Source organism: Streptomyces canus, from assembly GCF_041435015.1.
GTDB classification, from domain to species: Bacteria; Actinomycetota; Actinomycetes; order Streptomycetales; family Streptomycetaceae; genus Streptomyces; species Streptomyces canus_G.
The window spans coordinates 3806391-3828718 of record NZ_CP107989.1; the positions used below are offsets into that span (position 1 = coordinate 3806391).

Below are 22328 nucleotides of genomic sequence, written 5' to 3' on the forward strand. Positions count from 1 at the left end.
GGAGTCAAGCGTTGGCCACTGGTACGGAACCTCCCGACACCGAATCCCATAGCGCCCGCGGCGGCGTACGCACCGGTACGCGCGCCGCGATCGACGCCCCGCACCTGCGCACCGACCGCTGGTGGCTGGCTCCGGCGGTCACCGCCGCCGGGCTGCTCGCCTTCATCGTGTACTCGACCTGGCGGGCCTTCGCCGACACGGACTACTACGCGGCCCCGTATGTCTCGCCGTTCTACTCCCCCTGTCTGGCCGAGCGCTGCGAACCCATGCGCCACGGCCCCAACTGGGAGATCTTCGGCAGCTGGTGGGGCATCTCCCCCGCGATCATCATCCTGATCTTCCCGCTCGGCTTCCGCCTGACCTGCTACTACTACCGCAAGGCCTACTACCGGGGCTTCTGGGCGTCCCCGCCGGCCTGCGCGGTGGCCGAGCCGCACAAGAAGTACACCGGCGAGACCCGCTTCCCGCTGATCCTGCAGAACATCCACCGGTACTTCTTCTACGCCGCGATCGTGGTCGCCGGGATCCTGACCTACGACACCGTGCTCTCGTTCCGCAACGAGCGGTACGAGTGGGGGCACATGGGCCTCGGCACCCTCGTCTTCCTGGTCAACATCGTGCTGATCTGGGCGTACACGATCTCGTGCCACTCCTGCCGGCACATCGTCGGCGGCAAGCTCAAGCACTTCTCCAAGCACCCCGTGCGCTACAAGGCGTGGCAGTTCGTCGGGCGGCTCAACGCCCGGCACATGCAGCTCGCCTGGGCGTCGCTGGTGAGCGTGGCGCTCGCCGACTTCTACGTGTATCTGGTCGCCTCCGGCGCTTTCGACGATCCGAGGTTTTTCTGATGTCCGTGGTCGACCGGCAGGAGTGGGACGTCGTCGTGGTGGGCGCCGGGGGTGCCGGTCTCCGCGCCGCCATCGAGGCCCGAGAGCGCGGCGCCCGTACGGCCGTGATCTGCAAGTCACTGTTCGGCAAGGCGCACACGGTGATGGCCGAGGGCGGCATCGCGGCCAGCATGGGCAACGCCAACGCGCACGACAACTGGCAGGTCCACTTCCGCGACACCATGCGCGGCGGGAAGTTCCTCAACCAGTGGCGGATGGCCGAACTGCACGCCCAGGAGGCCCCGGACCGGGTCTGGGAGCTGGAGACCTGGGGCGCCCTGTTCGACCGTACGAAGGACGGCCGGATCTCGCAGCGCAACTTCGGCGGCCATGAGTACCCGCGCCTCGCCCACGTCGGCGACCGCACGGGCCTGGAACTGATCCGCACGCTCCAGCAGAAGATCGTCTCGCTCCAGCAGGAGGACCACAAGGAGACCGGCGACTACGAGTCCCGGCTGAAGGTCTACCAGGAGTGCACGGTCACCCGGGTGCTGAAGGACGGATCACGGATCTCCGGTGTCTTCGCCTACGACCGCGAGACCGGCCGTTTCTTCGTCCTGGAAGCCCCGGCCGTCGTGATCGCGACCGGTGGCATCGGCAAGTCCTTCAAGGTGACGTCGAACTCGTGGGAGTACACGGGGGACGGGCACGCGCTGGCGCTGCTGGCCGGAGCTCCCCTGCTGAACATGGAGTTCGTGCAGTTCCACCCGACCGGCATGGTCTGGCCGCCGTCGGTGAAGGGCATCCTCGTCACCGAGTCGGTCCGCGGTGACGGCGGGGTGCTCAGGAACTCCGAGGGCAAGCGGTTCATGTTCGACTACATCCCCGACGTCTTCAAGGAGAAGTACGCCCAGTCGGAGGAGGAGGGCGACCGCTGGTACGAGGACCCGGACAACAACCGGCGCCCGCCCGAGCTGCTCCCCCGCGACGAGGTGGCCCGCGCGATCAACTCCGAGGTGAAGGCCGGCCGGGGCTCCCCGCACGGCGGGGTCTTCCTGGACGTCTCGACCCGGATGCCCGCCGAGGTCATCCGGCGGCGGCTGCCGTCCATGTACCACCAGTTCAAGGAGCTGGCCGACGTCGACATCACGGCCGAGCCGATGGAGGTCGGGCCGACCTGTCACTACGTGATGGGCGGTATCGCGGTCGAGTCGGACACGGCGGCGGCGCGCGGGGTGCCTGGGCTGTTCGCGGCCGGTGAGGTGGCCGGCGGCATGCACGGCTCGAACCGGCTCGGCGGCAACTCCCTCTCCGACCTGCTGGTGTTCGGTCGCCGGGCGGGCTGGCACGCGGCCGAGTACGCGACCGGGCTCGCGGCGGACCGTCCGCCCGTGGACGAGGTCCAGGTCGACGCGGCGGCGGCCGAGGCGCTGCGGCCGTTCTCGGCGGAGGGCGCGGAGCCCGCCGTAGGCCCTCCGGAGAACCCGTACACCCTGCACCAGGAGCTCCAGCAGGCGATGAACGACCTGGTCGGCATCATCCGCCGCGAGGGCGAGATGGAGCAGGCCCTGGAGAAGCTGGGGGATCTTCGGGTACGGGCCCGGCGGGCCGGGGTGGAGGGGCACCGGCAGTTCAACCCGGGCTGGCACCTCGCGCTGGACCTCAGGAACATGCTGCTGGTCAGCGAGTGTGTGGCGCGGGCCGCGCTGGAGCGGACCGAGTCGCGCGGCGGCCACACCCGCGAGGACCATCCGACGATGGACCGTGGGTGGCGCCGGATCAACCTGCTGTGCCAACTGACCGACCCCACGGGCGGGTTGGCGGCGACCGACCCCGTCCGGGGCCAGATCGACCTGACCCGCGAGACCACCGACCCCATCCGCGCCGACCTGCTCGCCCTCTTCGACAAGGAGGAGCTGGTCAAGTACCTCGCCGAAGAGGAGCTGTACGAATGAGCGGCTACACGGCCCACTTCAAGGTGTGGCGGGGTGATGTGAAGGGCGGGGACCTGGAGGACTTCAAGGTCGAGGTCAACGACGGCGAGGTGGTGCTGGACATCATCCACCGCCTCCAGGCCACCCAGGCGCCCGATCTCGCCGTCCGCTGGAACTGCAAGGCGGGCAAGTGCGGTTCCTGCTCCGCGGAGATCAACGGGCGGCCCCGGCTGATGTGCATGACCCGCATGTCGGTGTTCACTCCGGAGGAGACGATCACCGTCACCCCGCTGCGGGCCTTCCCCGTGGTCCGGGACCTGGTCACGAACGTCGGCTTCAACTACCAGAAGGCGCGCGAGGTCCCGGCGTTCGTGCCGCCGCCCGAGCTCGGGCCGGGCGAGTACCGGATGATGCAGGAGGACGTGGACCGCTCGCAGGAGTTCCGCAAGTGCATCGAGTGCTTCCTGTGCCAGGACACCTGCCATGTCGTCCGCGACCACGAGGAGAACAAGACGGCGTTCGCGGGCCCGCGCTTTCTGATGCGGGTGGCCGAACTGGACATGCACCCGCTGGACGCGGCCGAGGAGTCCGGCCTGGACCGCAAGAAGACGGCCCAGGACGAGCACGGTCTCGGCTACTGCAACATCACCAAGTGCTGCACGGAGGTCTGCCCCGAGGGCATCAAGATCACGGACAACGCGCTGATTCCCCTGAAGGAAAGGGCCGTCGACCGCAAGTACGACCCGCTGGTGTGGCTGGGCTCGAAGATCAGGAGGAGGTCTTCCTAGCCGGCTTCATGGCCTGCCGCTGGATGTACAGCCCCGCGGCGAACACGGCCATGCCACTCATCGCGACCGGGAAGTTGCCCATGTCAGGTCCCTGAAGCGGGCCGACGAACAGATACGTGCCGATCCCGGCCATGGCGACCAGGGTGCCGTAGCCCCACACGCGGGGCCGCAGCACCTTGGCCCGCCCGCGGCCCGGCGCGATCCACCCGGTGGTGATCGCGGCGACGGAGAGCACCGCTCCGATCGCCAGGACCAGGACCGCCAGGATCTCCAGAACGTCGTGCATACCGATCATCGTCCCATGAGCTCCAGCACCCTGACCAGGTTGGATTCGGCGATCTCCCGCATCCCGTCCGGGTTCGGGAAGTCGCCCTCGATCAGGCGGAGAGGGCCGGCGACCAGGGACACGTGCAGGGCGAGGCGGTACAGGCGCATCCGGTCCTCGTCCAGGCCGGGGGCACGCAGGACGTCGTAGTACTGCGGTCCGAAGCGGATGCGCAGGAAGATGTGCTCCCACTCGACGTCGAAGTACATGAGCCCTTCGACGTCGATGAGGGCAGGCCTGCCCTGGTCGTCCAACAGGACGTGGTCGGCGCCGAGTTCGCCGTGGACGAGGGTGTGCCGGGCGCGCGGCCGGACGGCTGCGGCGAGCCGTCGCACGGTCTCCTCGAGCTCCTCCCGTACGACGGCGATCCGTTCGTCCCGTACGGCGGCCTGCTCGATGTGGCGCAGGGCGCCCTCGGTGATGCGCCGGGCAGCCGAACCCGACGACGAGGTACCGCCGTTGTCGACGAGCCCGACCTTGCCGAAGGCCGGGCCCTGCTGTGCGTGCAGAGTCCCGAGTTCGGCGGCCAGCAGCTCCAGCGCGGCGCGACCGGCGACCGGGTCCCGCTCCAGCGCCTCCTCCAGACTGCCGCCCCGCATGTCCTCGACGACCACGGCGTCCATGGCGGTGTCGGCGTACAGGAGGCGGGGGGTGCGCACGCCGGCCGCGACCAGCCGGTCGTGGGCGGCCGTGAACACGTCGGGACCGGTGCCGGCGGAGAAGGGGTCGCGGGGGTCCGAGGGGCCGGCGTCCCAGTAGTCCTCGTCCGGCGACCAGACGTAGGCGACGACCGTCGTACCGTCGTCGAGGGCCAGCCGGTAGACGCCCTTCCTGCTGCCACCGCGGAGCCGGGTGACGCCGGTGAGGGCGCGGCCGGTCGCGGCCCGGGCGAGGGGGGCGAGGTCGTCGCGGGTGAGGTGTCTGCGGGTGGAGGTCATCCGGCAGATCGTCGCAGTGCGGTGCGCCGGACCGCAGGTGGTTTTCTAGTGGACCCAGTCCTTCTCGTACGCCGTCCAGTCCGCCTCCGTGGCCGCGAAGTCGACGTACAGCGCCACGCCGAAGTTCGCGCGGTCCGCGTCCGTGCGGGAGAGCCCGAGGCGGACGCCGCGGACGGCCGCGGGGACGGTCTCGGCGAAGGACCAGTGGGCGAAGTTGTCCTCTCGGTAGAAGGGCAGGCCCATCAGCAGGTCGGTGGACTCGGGGGTGACCTCCAAGGCCAGCGAGGTCTGCTGGGCGACATAGCCGCCGTACAGGCTCTCCAGGGGCGTGGCCGTGTCGTACGACATCACCGCGATCTGGTCGACCCGGCGCGCGACCTGACCGAAGTAGGCCTGCGACCACCACTTGGGGTGCCCGGTGAGCGTGCCCGCGACGGAGTGCAGTGCGGGGAGCGGGTCGATCTGGTGGGCGGCGACGGAGAGCGGCACGCCGCGGGCGCGGGTGACCCGGTGGAGGGCGTCGAGGAGGTCGAGATAGTCCTCGTCGCCGGAGTGCAGGGGCTCCAGGTCGAAGTGGGCGCCGTCGAACCCGGCGTCGAGGATCCGCCGGGTGGACCGCACGACAGCGGTGCGGGTGTCCTTCTCGGTGAGGCGCAGTCCGTCCGGGCTCTCGGTGGCGAGCTTGTCGCCGAGCCAGGCCTGCACCCGGATGCCGGGGGCCGCCTGGTGCACGGCGCCGATCAGCCACCGCGCCCTCGGGTACGCCGACCCGGGCAGCGTCCCGTCGTGTTCCAGGGGCCCCGCGTGGACGTACAGGTCACGGATCCCGGTGTCCCGCAGGCGCCGGGCCAGCGCGGTGACGTCGGCGTCGGTCTTGCGGCCGTCCACCCAGGCGTGACCGAGCCAGATCGCGTCCTTGCCCCGGGTGCGGGTGCCGTCCGCGGGGTCGCCGGCGTAGTTGAGGCGGAGGGCGACGGCAACGGTGAGGAGGGGAAGGAGGACGACGAGCGCGAGCGCGATCAGGCCCCGGCGGAGCCGGCGGCGTCGTCCGGGCTTCGGCGCCGGTGCCTCCCTCTCCGCCTCGCCGTTCCCGTCCCCGTCCCCGTCCCCGTCGACCTGTATGTCCCGCACCTCGGACATCCGCTCCCCCACTCCCCTCGCGTACCCCCGCCCGTCCCACCCCGCTCGCGCCCCCGCATTCCGGCCCATACGCTCCGAAACGTGACGCCATCCTTGATACGGGGCCGACCGCGGCGGGGCCGCTCGCACATATCCGCGCGGGTGGCCCATGCCCTGCTGGGCGTGGTCGCCGGGGTCCTGTGGCTGGTGTTGCCGTGGATGACGATCAACGACGACGCTCCGGTTGCAGGCGCGCGCACGAGCGCCGCCGCCCCGGCGGAGGACGAGTCCACCGGCGCCACCGACCTCGTCCTGCCGGTCGCCGCGCTCGCCGTGGTGCTCGCCCTCGCCGCCTACGGCTCCGTCCGCCGGATACGCCGCACCCGCAGCCGTACGACCCCGGCGGCCGCCGGCACGACCCACGTCGGGGCGTATCCCTCCCCCGGGACCCAGCCCCCGCTCGCCGACCTCGACGACCGCTCCCGAGACGCGCTGGTCGACGCCGACAACCACCTGCGCGCCTTCCGGGAGGAACTCCCCTTCGCCGAGGCCGTCTCCGGCCCCGATGCGGTGTCCCCCTTCGCGACGGCGGCCGAGGCGGCGGAGGCCGAACTGTCGGCCGCGTGCGCGATACGGGCGCGGTACGAGGAAGGCGTACCCGAGGAGGCAGCCGCCCTCGCCGGAGTCGTGGGCCGCTGCGAGGAGGCGGAGCGGCGGCTGACCGTCGCCGGGGAGAGCCTGCGCACCCTTCGGGCGCTGGACCGTGACCCCACCACGGCCCTGGCGTCGGCCGAGGCCCGCTTCCGAGAGCTGACCGCCCGCACGGCCGGGGCTGAGGCGACGCCCTTGGGTGACTCCGTCACCGGGTACGTCGAGCTGGCCAAGGACAGCCTGGTCACCGCCACCGTGCACCTCAATCAGACCCACCAGGCCTCTGCCTCCGGCCGGCCGGACGAAGCGGCCCCTCACCTCCGCGCGGCGGAGACCGCGATCTCCCGGGCGGACGTGCTGGTGACGGCCGTGGCCCGGCTGCGCTCGGCGCGCACCGAGGCCGCCCGGCTGATCCCGCCCGCGCTCACGGGCGCGGAGGCGGAACTGGCCCCTTTCCGCGACAGCACCGCGTACGAGGGCGAGACCTACGCCCGGCTCCTGCACGCCGACGCGGTCCTGGCCGCCGTACGCCAGGAGACGACGTCCGGACAGCCGTACGACCCGTTCGGCGTCCTGCGTCGGATCGTGCAGGCGACCGCGCCCCTGGCGACCGGCCGGTCCGGGGTGCTCGCGGTGGCGGCGCTGCTGGTCGCCCGGGAGTCGGTGGCCGCGGCGGACGGCTACGTCACCGTCCACCGCGAGGCCGTCGGTGCCGCGCCCCGCGTGCTCCTGTCGCAGGCTCGGCTCACCGACGATCTCCCGCGGGCGGACGCCCTGGCCCGCGAGGCACGTGACCTCGCCGAACAGGACGTACGCCTGCGCGGGTACCCCGCCTAGAAACAGGCTCCGGACTCAGAACAGGCTGAGCAACGCCTCCGCCGGGTCCACCATGCCGTTCTGCCCGTCGGGCAACGGCAGTTCGAACCACACCGTCTTGCCGCGCGGTGTGCGGCGGGAGCCCCAGGCCGCGCTGAGGAGGCCGACCAGTTGCAGGCCCCGGCCGCCCTCGTCGGTGTCGCGGGCGCGGCGGCGGCGCGGCTGGACGAGTCCGGAGTCCCAGACCTCGCAGACCAGGGTGCGGTCCAGCAGGAGCCGTAGCCGGATGTCACCCTCGCCGTACCGCAGGGCGTTGGTGACGAGCTCGCTGACCAGGAGTTCCGTGGTGTCGACCAGGGGTTCCAGGTCCCAGCTCAGCAGTTGGCCGCGTGCGTACTCCCGGGCCCGGCCCACACTGCGGGGTTCGCGCGGCAGGGTCCAGTCGCCGACCGAGTCGGCGGGCAGGCCCTGGACACGTGCCATCAGCAGCGCGATGTCGTCCTCGCCGTGGTGGGTGTCGAGGGTGTTGAGGACGTGGTCGCAGACGTCCTCCAGGGGGGCGGAGGGGTCGGTGAGCGCTCCTACGAAGGCCTGGAGGCCTTCGTCCAGGGGGTGATCGCGGCTTTCGACCAGTCCATCCGTGTAGAGCGCGAGCAGGGCGCCTTCGGGTAGTTCGACCTCGACCTCCTCGAAGGGCTCGCCACCGACGCCGAGCGGCATGCCGGGCGGCACGTCGAGCATCAGCGCGTCCTCGCCGGGTTCCACCAGGACGGGCGGGAGGTGCCCCGCGTTGGCGAAGGTGCAGCGGCGGGTCACCGAGTCGTAGACGGCGTAGACGCAGGTCGCCAGGTACACCTCGGACAGGTCCGCCTCACGGGGGCGGCGGGCCTGTCGGGTGGCCTGCTGGACACCGCCGGGTGCGCCGAGACCGCGGGCGATCTCGTCCAACGCGCTGAGCACCTCGGCCGGTTCGAGGTCCAGGAGGGCCAGGGTGCGCACGGCGGACCGCAGTTCGCCCATCGCCACTGCCGCCCGCAGACCACGGCCCATCACGTCTCCGACCACCAACGCCGTGCGGTGTCCCGGCAGTTCGATGACGTCGAACCAGTCACCGCCGACCTCGCTGGGCCGGTCCGCGGAGGAGTTGCCGGGCAGGTAGCGGCAGGCGATGTCCAGGCCGGAGGCGACCGGGTCGCCGGGGGGCAGCAGGGACCGCTGCAGTATCAGGGCCCTCTCGTGCTCCCGCCGGTACAGGCGCGCGTTGTCGATACAGACCGCCGCCCGCGCCGCCAGCTCCACCGCGAGATCCCGGTCCCGGTCCCCGAACGGCTCGCTGCCCTTGGTCCGGGCGAACTGCGCGAGGCCTACGACGGTGTCGTGGGCGACCATCGGCACGGCGAGCGTGGACTGCACGAGGCTGCCCTCCTCGGCCGGGATGTACTGCGGGCGCGCGGTGCGCAGGGCGTCCGCGCAGGGCGAGTTGAAGGGGTAGTGGTGGACGGCGCCGACCGAGACGGGGTCGCCGGAGCCGATGAAGGGGGCGTCGGAGACCGCGCTGGCGAAGGCGACCCGGCGGAGTTCCGCGCTGCCGTCGGCGAGGCCCGGCGGGGTCTCGTCGCCGGCGAGGAGACCCTGGTAGAGGTCGACGGTGGCCAGGTCGCAGAAGCCGGGGACGACGACGTCGAGGAGTTCGCGGGCCGTGGTCTCCAGGTCGAGGGAGTTGCCTATGCGGGCGCCGGCCTCGTTCAGCAGGGCCAGATTGCGCCGGGCCGCGGCCGCTTCGCGGGCGGCGGCGCGGCGGGCGGTGATGTCGGTTCCCAGCCAGGCGATGCCGATGGGCCGGCCCGACCCGCTGCGCACCCGGTACAGGTTGATGGACCAGTGGCGGCGCTCGTCGGACCCCGGCAGGAAACCCGTGACGTGCATGTCGGTGATGGAGTCGCCGGTCTCCAGGACCCGGCGCAGGGTCGCGGTGACCCGCTCGGCCTCGGGGCGCGGCAGATAGTCGTGGACGCCCTTGCCCCGGTGATCGTCCGGGCTGCCGCCGAAGAGGGAGGCGAAACGGTAGTTGACGCGGCGAACCCGCAGGTCGGGGTCGATCAGGATGAATCCGAAGGGAGATTGACCGAAAATCGCCTGCGAGGCGGCGAGGTCGGTCTCGATGCTGCGCAGCGTGCGTACGTCGACGACGATGCAGACGGCGGCCTTCTCGCCCTCCTCGGTCCGCGTCGGCATCACATAGACCTCGGCGAGGCCCTCCCGGCCGCACTCGCCGTCGGCCGCCGACGGGGGCACCCGGAAGGGCACCACGCCGGTCCACTCGCGGCCGTCCAGGATCTCCGCCATCTTGCGCTGGCCCTGCGCGCGCAGGTCCGCGTCGATGAAGGCCTCGATGGGGTCCATGCCGACGGCGTGCTCGGCGGGGATGCCGAAGAGCTGCTCGGCGCGCAGACTCCACTGCTCGACCAGACCGTCGGGGCCTATGGAGAAGGACGCGACCTTGATGTAGTCGTAGATCGAGCCGGGCGGGCTGCTCTGCCACATGGCGTCACCGGACGGCGGCTCGCCGGGACGGACATGCGCCACGGCATCATCCGCGGCCTCCGTCCTCGCGCCGTCCAACGGGTCCTTCGACTCCGTGGCCTTCGCTGGTATCTCGCTCACGCGAACCGTCCCCTCCAGCTCACCGCGTCCGGTACCGGTCACCGGGGGCGGCTGCCCGCAGTATCCAGCACTACGGCGCCGCACAACACGGTGTTCACGATCACAGCACGATCCCGACGGTTTTCGGTCCGGGCTGCGACAACACTTCCAGTCTTCTAACCAGCGGACACTGCGTCGAATCACGTCTGTCGACAACCGCCACCGGCCTGAACCAGTCGATGGACAGGGGTAGGGGTGCCGTACAGGCGTTCTTCACCGCGATCAGGTCCTGTTCATCCCTGCACCGCGAGCTCGAACCAGACCGTCTTGCCCGTCGCACCGGGTCGGGTGCCCCAGCGGTGGGCCGCATGGGCGACCAGTTGCAGACCGCGGCCGCTCTCGTCGTCGAGGGCGGCTACGCGTTCGCGGGGCGGGTCGGGCAGGGGATCGGAGACCTCGACCAGGAGGACGCCGTCGACGACGCCGGGGCGGACCAGGCGGACGCCGATGGGGCCGGTGGCGTGCCGGAGGGCGTTGGTCACCAGCTCACTGACCAGGAGGGCGGCGATGTCGGCGAGGCCGTCGAGATTCCAGGCGGCCAGCCGGTTCCGGACGGCCGTCCGGGCAGCGCGTACGGCGCCCGGGTCCGCCGGGAACGTCCACGCGGCGTAGTCGCCTTCGGTGTCGATCACGCCGATCACATCCCGGGCCAGCCCATGTCCACTTTCGTGGGGTTAAGGGGCACATACCCGATATCGGGGCCGCGGTACCGTGCCGAACGGCTTAACACGGGGCGCCTAAGAGCTCGAGCCCCTGAGTGTCTCCAGGGAACGAACAGCCTCTACGTCCTGATCGAGCCAGTTCACGTCCCAGATCTCGTCCGGGGCGAGCCAGCGCAGTTCGTCGTGATCCTGCAAGGGCTTGGGCTCCGGGGAAGCCGGGAAGAGTTGGGCCGTCCAGGCGTGGAGGACGTAGGGGGACTTGAGGGGCCACTCGCCGGGGATGCGCACCCCGACCTCCACCTCTACGCCCAGCTCCTCCCGGAGCTCGCGCACGAGGGCCGCCTCGGACGACTCCCCCTCCTCCACCTTGCCTCCGGGAAGCTCCCAACGGCCGGCCAAAGCAGGAGGCGCGCTGCGGCGGGCTGCGAGGAGACGGTCACCGTCGTACAGGGCGGCCGCCACCACCACGATCCGTTCCGTCATGCGCCGGAGCCTACGGGAGGCTCCTCAGTCGGCCGAACTCGCGCCGTTCTGGCTGATGCGCTCGACCCAGTAGAGCTGCTTGTGACCGCGACCGTCGAGACTGTCGGCAATCTTCTGGGCCTCGGCCCGGGTCGCGTACCTGCCCACGCGGTAGCGATTGCCGTTGTCGTCCTGTCGTATGACGAGCCATGGAAGCGTGATCGTGCCGTCGTTCATTGCGCCCCACCGCCCCTTCCCGACCTGCGTCGAGCCCCACCCGATAAGGAAACCGCACTCCGCATATGCCCGAGCCTACGCCCAACCTTTACGCAGCGAACACGCGTTTTCACAAAGAGGTACGCAACCAGCCAGGACGGACTCCTCCGGCAGGGGCGCGCAGCCGTGAACGCGCCCCCGGTGGGCGGTGATGCCTCGCGTCAGGGGCGCCTCTGGAATCGCTGTGTCGACCTGCGAGAACGGCCGAATTCGAACGGCGTTCGCCTGCGGGTCCGTTGCGCGCTCGCCCGGGGCAACTTCCCCGGGGCGCGCGCTACTTCACCGGGAGGTGGTACGCGACCTGGTAGCGGTCGGCCGGAATGACCACGTCGGCCGTCTCCACCGGGCGGCCCGAGGCGTAGTAGGTGCGGTGGACCACGAGGACGACATGGCCGGGGACACCGCCCAGGGCGAGCAGTTCCTCGGCCAGGCCGGGACGGGCGCCCACCTCCTCGGTGACGTTGTCCACGACGACGTCGATGGCGGCCATGCGCTCGACCACGCCCATGCCGCCGAGGGGGCCCTCCTCGGGGAGCATCACGGGAGTGCGGCCGGTGACCGCGAGCGGCTCCCAGGAGGTGGAGAGCATCATCGGCTCACCGGCCTCCCGGAAGACGTACGTCGTACACATCACGCGGTCGCCGGGCCGGATGTCGAGCCGCTCGGCGATGGCGACCGACGCCTCGGTCTGCGTGCTGCTGGACTCCCAGGTGCCGCGCCCCTCCCCGTCGGCCTGCTCCTGCCGGAAGGGCGTGGCGCCGGAGGCCGGGCGGTAGCCGGAGCGGGCGATACGGCGGGGCACGGGCTGCTCCCGGACGTACGTCCCGGAGCCGGAGCGGCCCTCGACCAGGCCCTCGGCCATCAGCACCTTGCGGGCCTCCAGCGCGACGGTGTCCGAGACGCCGTACTCCTCGCGGATCCTGGCCTGGGACGGCAGGCGGGTGTGCGGTGGCAGCGAACCGTCGACGATCTTCTGGCGGAGATCACCCGCGACGCGCAGGTACGCCGGCTGCTCACCGAATGTCACTGGCCGCTCCCATCAGGTTGTACAGACAGCAACAGCCTGGCAACCGTAGGTTGGACCATGCAAGCAAAGGCCAGAGAGTCACTCGATGTGATGACATGTTCCGGTGGGGGTCTTTACGCAGGCACTTTCTCCCCGCTATGGCCGCGCTCACACATTGAGTTCGCCGCCGCCCGACTCGCCGCTGCCGTCGTCGCCCTCGTCGTCGTACGTCGGCCGCTTGGTGGCGAGCCCCAGAGCCTTGCGTGCGGTGACCGTGCTGGGGCCGTCGACGTACGCGTAGCCCTTGTCGTAGTGGAGGTAGAAGGTGTCCACGTCGTCGTCCTCGGCCGCGGCGAGCGCCTTAGCCCACTCGTCGCGCGCGTCCTCCATGTCCTTCACCAGGGCCGCTACCGGCTTGTCGGCAGCGGCCGGCCAGGACTGCGCGCGCAGGGCCTTGATCTGGTGGTCGAGGCTGTCGTGGACGTCCCTCGACCAGCCCCGATACCCGGGCAGGTCGTCCTCGGGGTAGTCCTCGGGCTCCTCCCACCACACGGCGTCCATGGCGTTGAGGGACTTCAGGAGGGTGATCTGATACGTGTCGAGGGTGGTCTCGTCGGCCCGCAGCGAGCCGGTCAGGGTGGCCTTCTCGTCGGTGTTGCCGAAGATGCAGCTGACCTCGCGGTCGCCGAGGCGCCAGCTCTGCCGGGTCGGGCCGAAGTAATACACGTCGACGTCGCCGGGGAGCGCCCAGGTGTCCATGACGTAGGTGTCCTGGAGGGGGTAGCACTTGTCGTCGGCGGCGTCGGAGACCGCGCCGTCCCCCGGGAAGCCGTCGCCGCCGGTCATCTTGAACTCGCCGAACACCTCGCCGTCGTGCTCGCCCGCGCAGGGCACCTCGTCGACGTCGTAGGTGAGGCCTTCGAGGGACTCCCCCGGCGCATCGAAGCACTGGCCCGTCACGACGGAGAAGGTCGCGCCCTCGCTCGCGCCCTTCTTGAACGCCTCCCACGCGTCGGAGAGCCCACCGGTGGCGAGCACCGTCACCCACAGAGCGAGTCCGAGCGACGACAGGACCGACCCCGCGATCGCCAGGGCCTTGCCGGACTGGCCCTTCTTCTTGATCTGCACCAGCGCGATCACACCCAGCACCAGTCCCACCGCCGGGAAGCAGCACAGGACGCCGAGCACCAGGGAGGCGACGGCGAGGCCGTTGACCGACGACGGGCGGGCGTAGGGGCTGTAGCCCTGTCCCCAGGTCTGGTACGGCGGGCCATAGGGTTGCCCGTAGGGCTGTCCGTACGGCTGTTGTCCGTACGGGTGCTGCCCATACGGCTGTTGTCCCTGCGGCGGCGGCCCGTACGGGTCCGGGGCCGGGGACGGCCCCCGGGCGGGGTCGGGCTGGTGGGGCCCAGGGGGCGGGGGTATGGACACGGGTACCGTGCTCCTGGTTCAGCAGTGGCGGGGAACTGACGTACGACAGGGCGCATGGTATGCGCGGGGCGGGCGGGGGTGGAATGCCGATCACGGGTGCGACGACCCAGGCGGTGAACGGGCTGACGGCGCGGTGGGCGGGGGCGTCTTCCGGGGGGACCGTGTTCTCGGCCGCCGGTGTGTGGCCGCTGCTGGCCTTCCTGGCAGACGGGGCGCGGGGTCCGGCGCGGGCCGAGCTGGCGCGGGCGCTCGGGGTGCCCGCGGAGCAAGCGGCCGCGGCGGCGCGGGAGTTGCTCGCGGGACTGGCCGCATCGGAGGCGCTGGACTCGGCTCTCGGACTGTGGACCAGGCGGACGCTGGAGCTGCGCGAGGAGTGGGAGGCCGGGCTGCCCGCCGACGCGCTCGGGGTCCTCACCGGCGATCCCGTCCTCGATCAGCGGGAGATGGACGCCTGGGCCGCGAAGCGGACGGGTGGGCTGATCGAGCGGATGCCGGTGGAGGTGCGGGACGACACCGAGCTGGTACTGGCGAGTGCGCTGGCTCTGCGGACCACATGGCTGCGGCCCTTCGAGGTGCGTCCGCTACGGCCGTCCGCGGGCCCCTGGCAGGGCAGGACGCTGCGCGGGCTCAACCGCCGGAGCGTGCGCCTGGACCGGGTCGGCGTGGTGACCGCCCCCGAGGGCCGGGTCACCGAGGTGAAGGTGCTCGGCGACAACGGCATCGACGTCCATCTCCTGCTCGGGGACGAACACATGACGCCGGGCCAGGTAATGGCGGCGGGGGCGGCCGTGCTCGACGGCACGTGTCCTGTCCTACGCGGGTCGTTGCTGCCGCACGGGCCCGCGGGGCCGGGACTGCGGGTCGAGGAGCGGCCGTGTGCCGTCCCTCGGCAACCGACGCTGGAGGTGACGACGGCGGCGTTCGAGGTGCGGGCGCACCACGATCTGCTGGACCTGCACGGACTGTTCGGCCTCACCGCGGCTCGGGACGCGCGGCAGGGTCACTTCGCCGGCATCAGCGCCTCACCCCTGGCCGTCGGCTCCGCCCGGCAGTCCGTCCTGGCCCGCTTCGACGCGCTCGGCTTCGAGGCGGCCGCGGTGACGGCGGTCGCGGCGGCGCCGGGTGGGGCGCCGCCCACGCCCCGCCACACGTCGACCGTCGTCACGGCCACCTTCGACCGCCCCTTCGCCTTCCTCGCCGTACACCGTGAGACACGGCTGACACTGACAACGGGCTGGGTGACGGAACCGGCACCGTTCGGGTAGCCGCGCTGCGGCCCGGACGACGGGACGGGGGACGGAACCCGGCGCCGCTCCGGTGACCGTCCTGCGGTCCTGCGGTCTCGGTCGCCGAAGGTGGTGGCTCGGGTGGTCTTCTCCCCGGCGACGGAACAGGGTGACGGAACGGGCACCGCTCCGGTAGTCGTCCTGCGGCGTCGGTCGCCGAAGGCGGTCGCCCGGGCGGTCTTCCCCCAGGCGACGGGACCGGGGGCAGAACCGGCGCCGTTCGTTGGCCCCCTGTGGTCTCAGTCGTCGAAGGCTGTCGCCCGGGTGGTCTTCTCCCAGGTGGCCACGTCGTCCCGTACGGCGTCGAGGTGCTCGAGTACGGCGGTCACGGCGTCGTCGCCGAGGGGCAGCCGCAGCGGGGTCTCCTCGGCGTCGAGCGCGGCGCGGATCAGGGCCGCCGCCTTCGCGGGGTCGCCGGCCTGGGTGCCGTCGCCGCCGGAGACGACCTCGCGGGTCTCGCTCACCTTGGCGTAGACGCCGCTGTCGGCGCTGGCCCCCGCGCGGCTCGCCTCGAACAGTGAGGTGCGGAAAGCCCCCGGCTCCACGATCAGCACCTTGATGCCGAACTCCCGCACCTCGTCGGCGAGCCCCTCGGACATGCCCTCCAGCGCGAACTTCGTCCCGCTGTACGCCGAGAAGCCCGCGAAGGACATCTGCCCGCCCATGCTGCTCATCTGCACGATCGCACCCGAACGCCGCTCGCGCATGCCCGGCAGCACCGCCCTCGTGAGCGCCGCCGGTCCGAGGACATGCAGGTCGAACAGCTCGCGCAGTTCGGCGTCGGTGGTCTCCTCGAAGGCACCGACATGGGTCCGGCCGGCGTTGTTGACCAGCACGTCGATCCGCCCGTGCCGGGCCACCACATCCCGTACGACGGCCTCCGCGGCGGACATGTCGGTCACGTCCAGACGCACCGCCTCCACCTGGTCCGGGTGGGTGGCCACGAGGTCGTCCAGCGCCTCGGGCCTGCGGACCGCGCCCACCACGACATCGCCGTCGGCCAGGGCCGCCTCGGCGATCGCCCGCCCGAACCCGCTGCTCGCGCCCGTGATCAGCCAGACCTTGTTCATGACGACTCCTCTTCTCGGGTTCCCGGGTTGTTCCACGAACCAGCCTGCTGCCGAAGTCGGTTGCCCGTCCAAGACCCACGGTGATAACCGATGGCTATGACGACCGACGTGCATGTACGGGACCTGCGTTACTTCCTGGCGGTGGCCGAGGAACTGCACTTCACGCGCGCGGCCGAGCGGCTGTACGTGTCACAGCCCGCGCTGAGCAAGCAGATCCGGGCGCTGGAGCGGCAGGTGGGCGTGGAGCTGTTGCGACGGGACCCGCGGGGCGTCCTGCTCACCGAGGCGGGTCAGGCGCTGGTGCCGCACGCCCGGCAGGTGCTGGCGGCCTGGGCGGCGGCGGACGCCGCGATGGCGACGGCCCGGGCGGCGGGGCGCGGCACGCTGGTGGTGGGCATGAGCACCAGCCCCGGCCGCGGCGGTCTGCTCCCGGCGATCCGCTCCCGCTTCACGGCCGCGCATCCGGAGGCGGTAGTACGGCTGCGGCAGATGCACTGGCAGGACCCGACCGCGGGGCTGGCGGACGGTGAGACCGAGGTCGCGTTCGTCTGGCTGCCGCTGCCCGACGAGGAGCGCTACGGATGGACGGTGGTCGCCGAGGAGTCCCGTCTGATCGCCCTCCCCGACAGCCACCCGCTCGCCGCCCGCGAGGAGGTCGACTTCGCCGACCTGGCCGACGAACCGTTCCTCGCCCTGCCGCCGAGCGCGGGCCCCCTGCGCGACTTCTGGCTCGCCCTCGACGAACGGTCCGGCCGTCCGCCCCGCATCGGCGCGGAGATCGCCGGCACGGAGGAGACGTACGAGGCCCTCGTCGCGGGCCTGGGCATCTGCCTCGTGGCCGCCGGCAACGCCCCCCTGATCACCCTGGGCGGGGTGGTCACCCGCCCGGTGCGCGGGATCGGCCCGAGCAGATACGTCCTGGCCTGGCGCAAGGAGGACGGGGGACGACCGCTGGTGCGGGGGTATGTAGAGGCTTGTCGGTCGGTGGCGGGGGGCTGACGGAACCTCCCCTGAATCCGTCAGTCACACGTTGAAGCGGAACTCCACCACGTCCCCGTCCTGCATCACGTACTCCTTGCCCTCCATGCGCGCCTTGCCCTTCGCGCGGGCCTCGGCGACCGATCCCGTCTCCACCAGGTCGCCGAAGGAGATGACCTCCGCCTTGATGAAGCCCTTCTGGAAGTCGGTGTGGATGACTCCGGCGGCCTCGGGGGCGGTGGCGCCCTTCTTGATGGTCCAGGCGCGGGATTCCTTGGGGCCGGCCGTGAGGTAGGTCTGCAGGCCGAGGGTGTTGAAGCCGACGCGGGCGAGGGTGGTGAGGCCCGGCTCCTCGGCGCCGACCGACTCCAGGAGCTCCATCGCGTCCTCCTCGTCGAGCTCGGCGAGGTCCGCCTCCAGCTTGGCGTTGAGGAAGATCGCCTCGGCGGGGGCGACCAGGGCACGCTGCTCGTCCTTGAAGGACTCGTCGACCAGCTCGTCCTCGTCGACGTTGAAGACGTACAGGAAGGGCTTCGTCGTCAGCAGGTGCAGGTCGTGCAGCAGCTCCTCGTTGCCCGAGCCCTGGACGATGCCCGCGGAGAACAGCGTGTCGCCCTTCTCCAGGATCTCCTTCGCCGCCTCGACCGCCGCGACCTTCGCCACGACGTCCTTCTTGATCCGCGACTCCTTCTGGAGGCGGGGCAGGACCTTCTCGATGGTCTGGAGGTCGGCCAGGATCAGCTCGGTGTTGATCGTCTCGATGTCGTCCTTGGGCGAGACCTTGCCGTCGACGTGGACGACGTTCTCGTCCTTGAAGGCGCGGATGACCTGGCAGATCGCGTCGGACTCACGGATGTTCGCGAGGAACTTGTTGCCCAGGCCCTCACCCTCGGAGGCGCCCTTCACGATGCCCGCGATGTCCACGAAGTCCACGGTCGCCGGAAGGATCTTCTGGGAGGAGAAGATCTCGGCCAGTTTCGCCAGGCGCGGGTCCGGGACACCGACCACGCCGACGTTCGGCTCGATCGTGGCGAACGGGTAGTTGGCCGCCAGCACGTCGTTCTTGGTCAGGGCGTTGAACAGGGTCGACTTGCCGACATTCGGCAGACCGACGATTCCGATCGTGAGCGACACGTTGCGACTTCCCGTACGTGAGAGGAGACGTGAGGAGACTGGCGGCCAGGGGGCCGATCCACCAGTCTACGGCGTGCGCCGGCACGCTCCGGCTGACCTCTCGAACGCATGGCCAAGGTCTTTCCCACCGCGTGTCTGAGGAGCCATTCCACACATAAACAGACCTAGGTTGGTCCAGTGGAGCAACACAGGACCCGCCCCCCGCACAACGGAACGCGACGCCCGACGCCGGGAGCGCCGCTGCCCTCGCAGGCCCGCGGTGAGCGACGGTCGGCGCCGCCCCGCCGACCCCCGCCGCCCGTGGTCCAGACGCTGCGACGGTTCCCCAACCCCCGGCTCACCGGGCTCGGCGGCGGCCTGTTCTGCGCCGGGCTGATGTGCGCGCTCGGCTTGCTCGTCTCCCTGCTGTTCGGCTCGTCACTGACGGTGTACGGCGTGCTGTTCGTGCCGGTGAGTGTGCTGACGGCGGTCTGGATGCGCCGGGGCGATCTGCTGACCGCCCCGATCATCGTCCCGATCGCCTTCGCCGCCGGGCTCGTCCCGGTCGCCGACAGCAGCGGCGGCACCTCGGGCCGTCTGATGGGCCTGTTCACCGCGCTGGCCACGCAGGCCGGCTGGCTCTACGCCGGCACGCTGGCCGCCGGCATCATCGCGCTGGTCCGCAGGATCCGCCTGGTGCGGCGCCGCTCGCGCTGACGAGGACCGGCGGGCGGTACGAAGGGGGACAGTGGTCGACCCGCCTCCTAACCCTCCGCCGCCCGCATCGCCGCACCCACGATCCCCGCGTTGTTCTGCAACTGCGCCGGGACGATCTCCGCTTTGATGCCCTCGATGTGCGGCAGGAACTTCTGGGCCTTGCGGCTGACGCCGCCGCCGACGATGAACAGTTCCGGCGAGAAGAGCATCTCCACATGGGCGAGGTATTTCTGGACCCGGTGGGCCCAGTGCTCCCAGGTGAGCTCCTCGTCCTCCCTTGCCTTGCTGGAGGCCTTCTTCTCGGCGTCGTGGCCGTGCAGCTCCAGGTGGCCCAGCTCGGTGTTGGGGACGAGGACGCCGTCGACGAAGACCGCGCTGCCGATGCCGGTGCCGAAGGTGAGCAGAATGACGGTGCCCTTGTGGTCCCTGCCCGCGCCGAAGTTCATCTCGGCGACGCCCGCCGCGTCCGCGTCGTTGACGACGGTCACCGGGAGTCCGCCGAGCCGCTCGCTGAACAACGCGCGCGCGTCGGTGTCGATCCAGCTCTTGTCGACATTGGCCGCCGTACGGATCGTCGAGCCGCCGGTGACCACGCCCGGGAAGGTCAGACCGACCGGTCCCGTCCACCCGAAGTGGTCCACGACCTGCTTCACCCCGTCGGCCACCCCGTCGGGCGTCGCCGGTTGCGGTGTGAGCACCTTGTGGCGCTCCTGGGTGAGGTCGCCCTTGTCCAGGTCCACAGGGGCGCCCTTGATCCCGGATCCGCCGATGTCCAAGCCGAAGATCTGCATGGCCCTACGTTACGACGGACGACTGACAGTCACGCCTCCGAGGTCCCCTTACGCTCCGCGACCAGCGCCGCAGCCTCCTCGCGCAGGTCGCGGCGCAGTTCCTTCGGCAGCGAGAAGATGATGGACTCCTCGGCCGCCTTCACGAGCTCCACGTCGCCGTAGCCGCGCTGCGACAGCCACTCCAGTACTTCTTCCACGAGTACCTCCGGCACCGAGGCGCCCGAGGTCACGCCGACCGTGGTCACGCCCTCCAGCCAGGCCTCGTCGATCTCGCTCGCGTAGTCCACGAGGTAGGCCTCGCGGGAGCCGGCCAGCTTGGCGACCTCGACGAGCCGCTTGGAGTTGGAGGAGTTGCGGGAACCGACCACGATGACCAGCTCGGCCTCGGCGCCCATCTGCTTCACGGCGAGCTGACGGTTCTGCGTGGCGTAGCAGATGTCGTCGCTGGGCGGGGAGATGAGCTGCGGGAACTTCTCCTTGAGGGCGTCGACGGTCTCCATCGTCTCGTCGACGGACAGCGTGGTCTGGGAGAGCCAGACGACCTTCGACTCGTCGCGGACCTCGACCTTGGCGACGTCCGAGGGGCCGTCGACCAGCGTGATGTGGTCGGGGGCCTCTCCGGAGGTGCCGATGACCTCCTCGTGGCCCTCGTGCCCGATCAGGAGGATGTCGTAGTCCTCATTGGCGAAGCGGACGGCTTCCTTGTGGACCTTGGTGACGAGCGGGCAGGTCGCGTCGATGGTGGCGAGGTTGCCGCGCGCGGCCTCCTCGTGGACGACGGGGGCGACGCCGTGGGCCGAGAACATGACGATGTTGCCCGGCGGGACCTCCTCCGTCCGTTCGACGAAGATGGCGCCCTTCTTCTCCAGGGTCTGTACGACGTACTTGTTGTGGACGATCTCATGCCGGACGTACACCGGAGCGCCGTACTGCTCCAGGGCTTTCTCGACGGCGATCACGGCGCGGTCCACACCCGCGCAGTAGCCACGGGGGGCGGCGAGCAGGACACGGCGGCCAGGCGAAGCAGTCATGCGTCCCATCGTAAGGCCGCGTTCGCCGGCCGAAGATCTCGTGGAGCGTCGGAGGCGGCACAGGTCGTGAGCGCGGTGTGGTTGGTCGTGGGGCTGCTGGTGCCGGCGGGGCAGCGCGGGAGGTCGGAACCCGTCGCGTGGTGACGGCCCGTGACGGTGCGTTGTCGTACCGGGCCGTTACGCTCGCGGCATGGCTGTGAACTCGACTCCCGAAGCGCCCCTGCCCGTCGGCGAGGTGTCGCGCCTGATCGGCGGCTGGATCGACCGCCTCGGTGCCGTGTGGGTCGAGGGCCAGATCACCCAGCTCTCCCGGCGCCCGGGCGCGGGTGTCGTCTTCCTCACCCTGCGCGATCCGTCCTACGACATCTCGGTGAGCGTCACCTGCTTCCGCCAGGTCTTCGACGAGATCGCCGATGTCGTCAGCGAGGGCGCCCGAGTCGTCGTACTGGCGAAGCCGGAGTGGTACGCGCCGCGGGGCCAGCTCTCGCTGCGGGCCGCCGAGATAAGGCCCGTCGGGGTCGGTGAGCTGCTGGCCCGGCTGGAGCAGCTGAAGAAGTCGCTCGCCGCGGAGGGGCTGTTCGCGCCGGAGCGCAAGAAGCCGCTGCCGTTCCTGCCGCAGCTCATCGGGCTGGTCTGCGGCCGGGCCTCGGCCGCCGAGCGGGATGTCCTGGAGAACGCCCGGCACCGCTGGCCGGCCGTCCGTTTCGAGGTGCGCAACGTCCCGGTGCAGGGCGTGCACGCCGTCCCGCAGGTCGTCCAGGCGGTCAAGGAGCTCGACGCGCTGGACGACGTGGACGTGATCGTCGTGGCGCGCGGCGGGGGCAGCGTGGAGGATCTGCTGCCGTTCTCCGACGAGCAGTTGGTGCGGGCGGTCGCGTCCTGTCGTACGCCGGTGGTGTCGGCGATCGGGCACGAGCCGGACACCCCGCTGCTCGACTACGTCGCCGACCTGCGGGCCTCCACGCCCACGGACGCGGCCAAGAAGGTCGTACCGGATGTGGGTGAGGAGTACGAGCGGGTGCGGGCGCTGCGGGACCGCGCGCGGCGGTGCGTCGAGTCCTTCCTCCAGCGGGAGGAGCGGGGTCTCGCGCAGGCCCTCGCGCGGCCGTCGATAGAGGATCCGCACCGGATGATCGACGAGCGCGCCGACCAGGTGTCCTCCCTGGTCGACCGCGGCCGCCGCACTCTGGGCCATCTGCTGGACCGCGCCGACTCCGAGCTGACGCACACGCACGCGCGCGTGGTGGCCCTCTCCCCCGCCGCGACCCTCCAGCGCGGGTACGCCGTGCTCCAGAAGGCCGACGGGCACGTGGTGCGGGCGCCGGACGAGGTGACGGCGGAGGAGACCCTGCGGGCGAGGGTCGCCGAGGGTGAGTTCGTTGTCCGAGTCGATGCATAGGGTGG

21 protein-coding genes are annotated in these 22328 nt (G+C 71.1%); 8 read left to right on the top strand and 13 right to left on the bottom strand.

The window, feature by feature from the left end:
* The first annotated feature begins 11 nt into the window (after positions 1-11).
* Genes OG841_RS16925 through OG841_RS16935 form a run of 3 tightly spaced genes read left to right on the top strand, consistent with a single transcriptional unit; the run spans position 12 to position 3549 of the window.
* On the top strand, positions 12-848 hold the full coding sequence (locus OG841_RS16925) for a hypothetical protein (RefSeq protein ID WP_328640718.1): 837 nt from the start codon (positions 12-14) through the stop codon (positions 846-848).
* Positions 848-2782 carry a fumarate reductase/succinate dehydrogenase flavoprotein subunit gene (locus OG841_RS16930; RefSeq protein WP_371565933.1) on the top strand — a complete coding sequence of 645 codons (1935 nt, stop codon included), beginning with the start codon at positions 848-850 and terminating at the stop codon, positions 2780-2782. Before OG841_RS16925 ends, OG841_RS16930 begins: the two co-directional genes overlap by 1 nt.
* Complete coding sequence (locus tag OG841_RS16935; RefSeq protein WP_307078489.1) at positions 2779-3549, top strand: succinate dehydrogenase/fumarate reductase iron-sulfur subunit; 771 nt, start codon at positions 2779-2781, stop codon at positions 3547-3549. Before OG841_RS16930 ends, OG841_RS16935 begins: the two co-directional genes overlap by 4 nt.
* On the opposite strand, the gene OG841_RS16940 is transcribed toward OG841_RS16935, so the two are convergent.
* From OG841_RS16940 to OG841_RS16950, 3 genes are read right to left on the bottom strand one after another with little or no spacing between them, the layout of a single operon-like run.
* Positions 3530-3835, bottom strand: coding sequence for a hypothetical protein (locus tag OG841_RS16940; RefSeq protein ID WP_371565935.1), 306 nt, complete (start codon positions 3833-3835; stop codon positions 3530-3532). The two genes, OG841_RS16935 and OG841_RS16940, sit on opposite strands and share 20 nt — an antisense overlap.
* Positions 3836-3840: 5 nt before the next feature.
* On the bottom strand, positions 3841-4812 hold the full coding sequence (locus tag OG841_RS16945; RefSeq protein WP_371565936.1) for a phosphotransferase family protein: 972 nt from the start codon (positions 4810-4812) through the stop codon (positions 3841-3843).
* Between the two features lie 45 nt (positions 4813-4857).
* Complete coding sequence (locus OG841_RS16950) at positions 4858-5952, bottom strand: hypothetical protein (RefSeq protein WP_371565937.1); 1095 nt, start codon at positions 5950-5952, stop codon at positions 4858-4860.
* Between the two features lie 81 nt (positions 5953-6033).
* Between OG841_RS16950 and OG841_RS16955 the strand changes: the two genes are divergently transcribed.
* Positions 6034-7419: a hypothetical protein gene (locus OG841_RS16955; protein WP_371565938.1), complete on the top strand. Its 1386-nt coding sequence runs from the start codon at positions 6034-6036 to the stop codon at positions 7417-7419.
* A gap of 15 nt (positions 7420-7434) precedes the next feature.
* Here the strand turns inward: OG841_RS16955 and OG841_RS16960 are convergent, their stop codons facing one another.
* The 6 genes from OG841_RS16960 to OG841_RS16985 form a co-directional block, all read right to left on the bottom strand.
* Entirely contained in the window at positions 7435-10062 is a 2628-nt protein-coding gene (locus tag OG841_RS16960) for a SpoIIE family protein phosphatase (protein ID WP_328640712.1), read from the bottom strand.
* Between the two features lie 272 nt (positions 10063-10334).
* The gene (locus tag OG841_RS16965) at positions 10335-10742 is read right to left on the bottom strand and encodes an ATP-binding protein (protein WP_328640711.1); all 408 of its coding nucleotides are present in this window, start codon (positions 10740-10742) and stop codon (positions 10335-10337) included.
* Positions 10743-10838: 96 nt separating this feature from the next.
* Positions 10839-11246: a (deoxy)nucleoside triphosphate pyrophosphohydrolase gene (locus OG841_RS16970; RefSeq protein ID WP_328640710.1), complete on the bottom strand. Its 408-nt coding sequence runs from the start codon at positions 11244-11246 to the stop codon at positions 10839-10841.
* 24 nt (positions 11247-11270) lie between these two features.
* Entirely contained in the window at positions 11271-11462 is a 192-nt protein-coding gene (locus OG841_RS16975; protein ID WP_328640709.1) for an SPOR domain-containing protein, read from the bottom strand.
* Positions 11463-11775: 313 nt separating this feature from the next.
* Positions 11776-12528 carry a GntR family transcriptional regulator gene (locus tag OG841_RS16980; RefSeq protein WP_328640708.1) on the bottom strand — a complete coding sequence of 251 codons (753 nt, stop codon included), beginning with the start codon at positions 12526-12528 and terminating at the stop codon, positions 11776-11778.
* A 147-nt stretch (positions 12529-12675) separates the two neighbouring features.
* A complete protein-coding gene (locus tag OG841_RS16985) occupies positions 12676-13938 on the bottom strand; it encodes a DUF4190 domain-containing protein (protein ID WP_328640707.1) in 1263 nt (420 codons plus the stop codon).
* Between the two features lie 83 nt (positions 13939-14021).
* On the opposite strand from OG841_RS16985, the gene OG841_RS16990 reads away from it, so the two are divergent.
* Positions 14022-15203: a serpin family protein gene (locus OG841_RS16990; RefSeq protein ID WP_365118846.1), complete on the top strand. Its 1182-nt coding sequence runs from the start codon at positions 14022-14024 to the stop codon at positions 15201-15203.
* Between the two features lie 260 nt (positions 15204-15463).
* On the opposite strand, the gene OG841_RS16995 is transcribed toward OG841_RS16990, so the two are convergent.
* Positions 15464-16294, bottom strand: a complete 831-nt coding sequence (locus OG841_RS16995) for an oxidoreductase (protein WP_328640705.1) — start codon at positions 16292-16294, stop codon at positions 15464-15466.
* Positions 16295-16384: 90 nt separating this feature from the next.
* Between OG841_RS16995 and OG841_RS17000 the strand changes: the two genes are divergently transcribed.
* Positions 16385-17293, top strand: a complete 909-nt coding sequence (locus OG841_RS17000; RefSeq protein ID WP_365118848.1) for a LysR family transcriptional regulator — start codon at positions 16385-16387, stop codon at positions 17291-17293.
* Between the two features lie 24 nt (positions 17294-17317).
* On the opposite strand, the gene ychF is transcribed toward OG841_RS17000, so the two are convergent.
* Entirely contained in the window at positions 17318-18406 is a 1089-nt protein-coding gene (gene ychF / locus OG841_RS17005) for a redox-regulated ATPase YchF (RefSeq protein ID WP_328640704.1), read from the bottom strand.
* A 177-nt stretch (positions 18407-18583) separates the two neighbouring features.
* Here ychF and OG841_RS17010 point away from each other — a divergent pair, with 177 nt between their 5' ends.
* Positions 18584-19102, top strand: a complete 519-nt coding sequence (locus tag OG841_RS17010) for a DUF6542 domain-containing protein (protein WP_328640703.1) — start codon at positions 18584-18586, stop codon at positions 19100-19102.
* Between the two features lie 47 nt (positions 19103-19149).
* Here the strand turns inward: OG841_RS17010 and ppgK are convergent, their stop codons facing one another.
* Both ppgK and OG841_RS17020 read right to left on the bottom strand, forming a co-directional pair.
* Complete coding sequence (gene ppgK, locus OG841_RS17015; RefSeq protein ID WP_328640702.1) at positions 19150-19893, bottom strand: polyphosphate--glucose phosphotransferase; 744 nt, start codon at positions 19891-19893, stop codon at positions 19150-19152.
* 29 nt (positions 19894-19922) lie between these two features.
* Positions 19923-20933, bottom strand: a complete 1011-nt coding sequence (locus OG841_RS17020; RefSeq protein WP_328640701.1) for a 4-hydroxy-3-methylbut-2-enyl diphosphate reductase — start codon at positions 20931-20933, stop codon at positions 19923-19925.
* A gap of 181 nt (positions 20934-21114) precedes the next feature.
* Between OG841_RS17020 and xseA the strand changes: the two genes are divergently transcribed.
* A complete protein-coding gene (xseA, locus tag OG841_RS17025; RefSeq protein WP_328640700.1) occupies positions 21115-22323 on the top strand; it encodes an exodeoxyribonuclease VII large subunit in 1209 nt (402 codons plus the stop codon).
* Positions 22324-22328 lie beyond the last annotated feature (5 nt).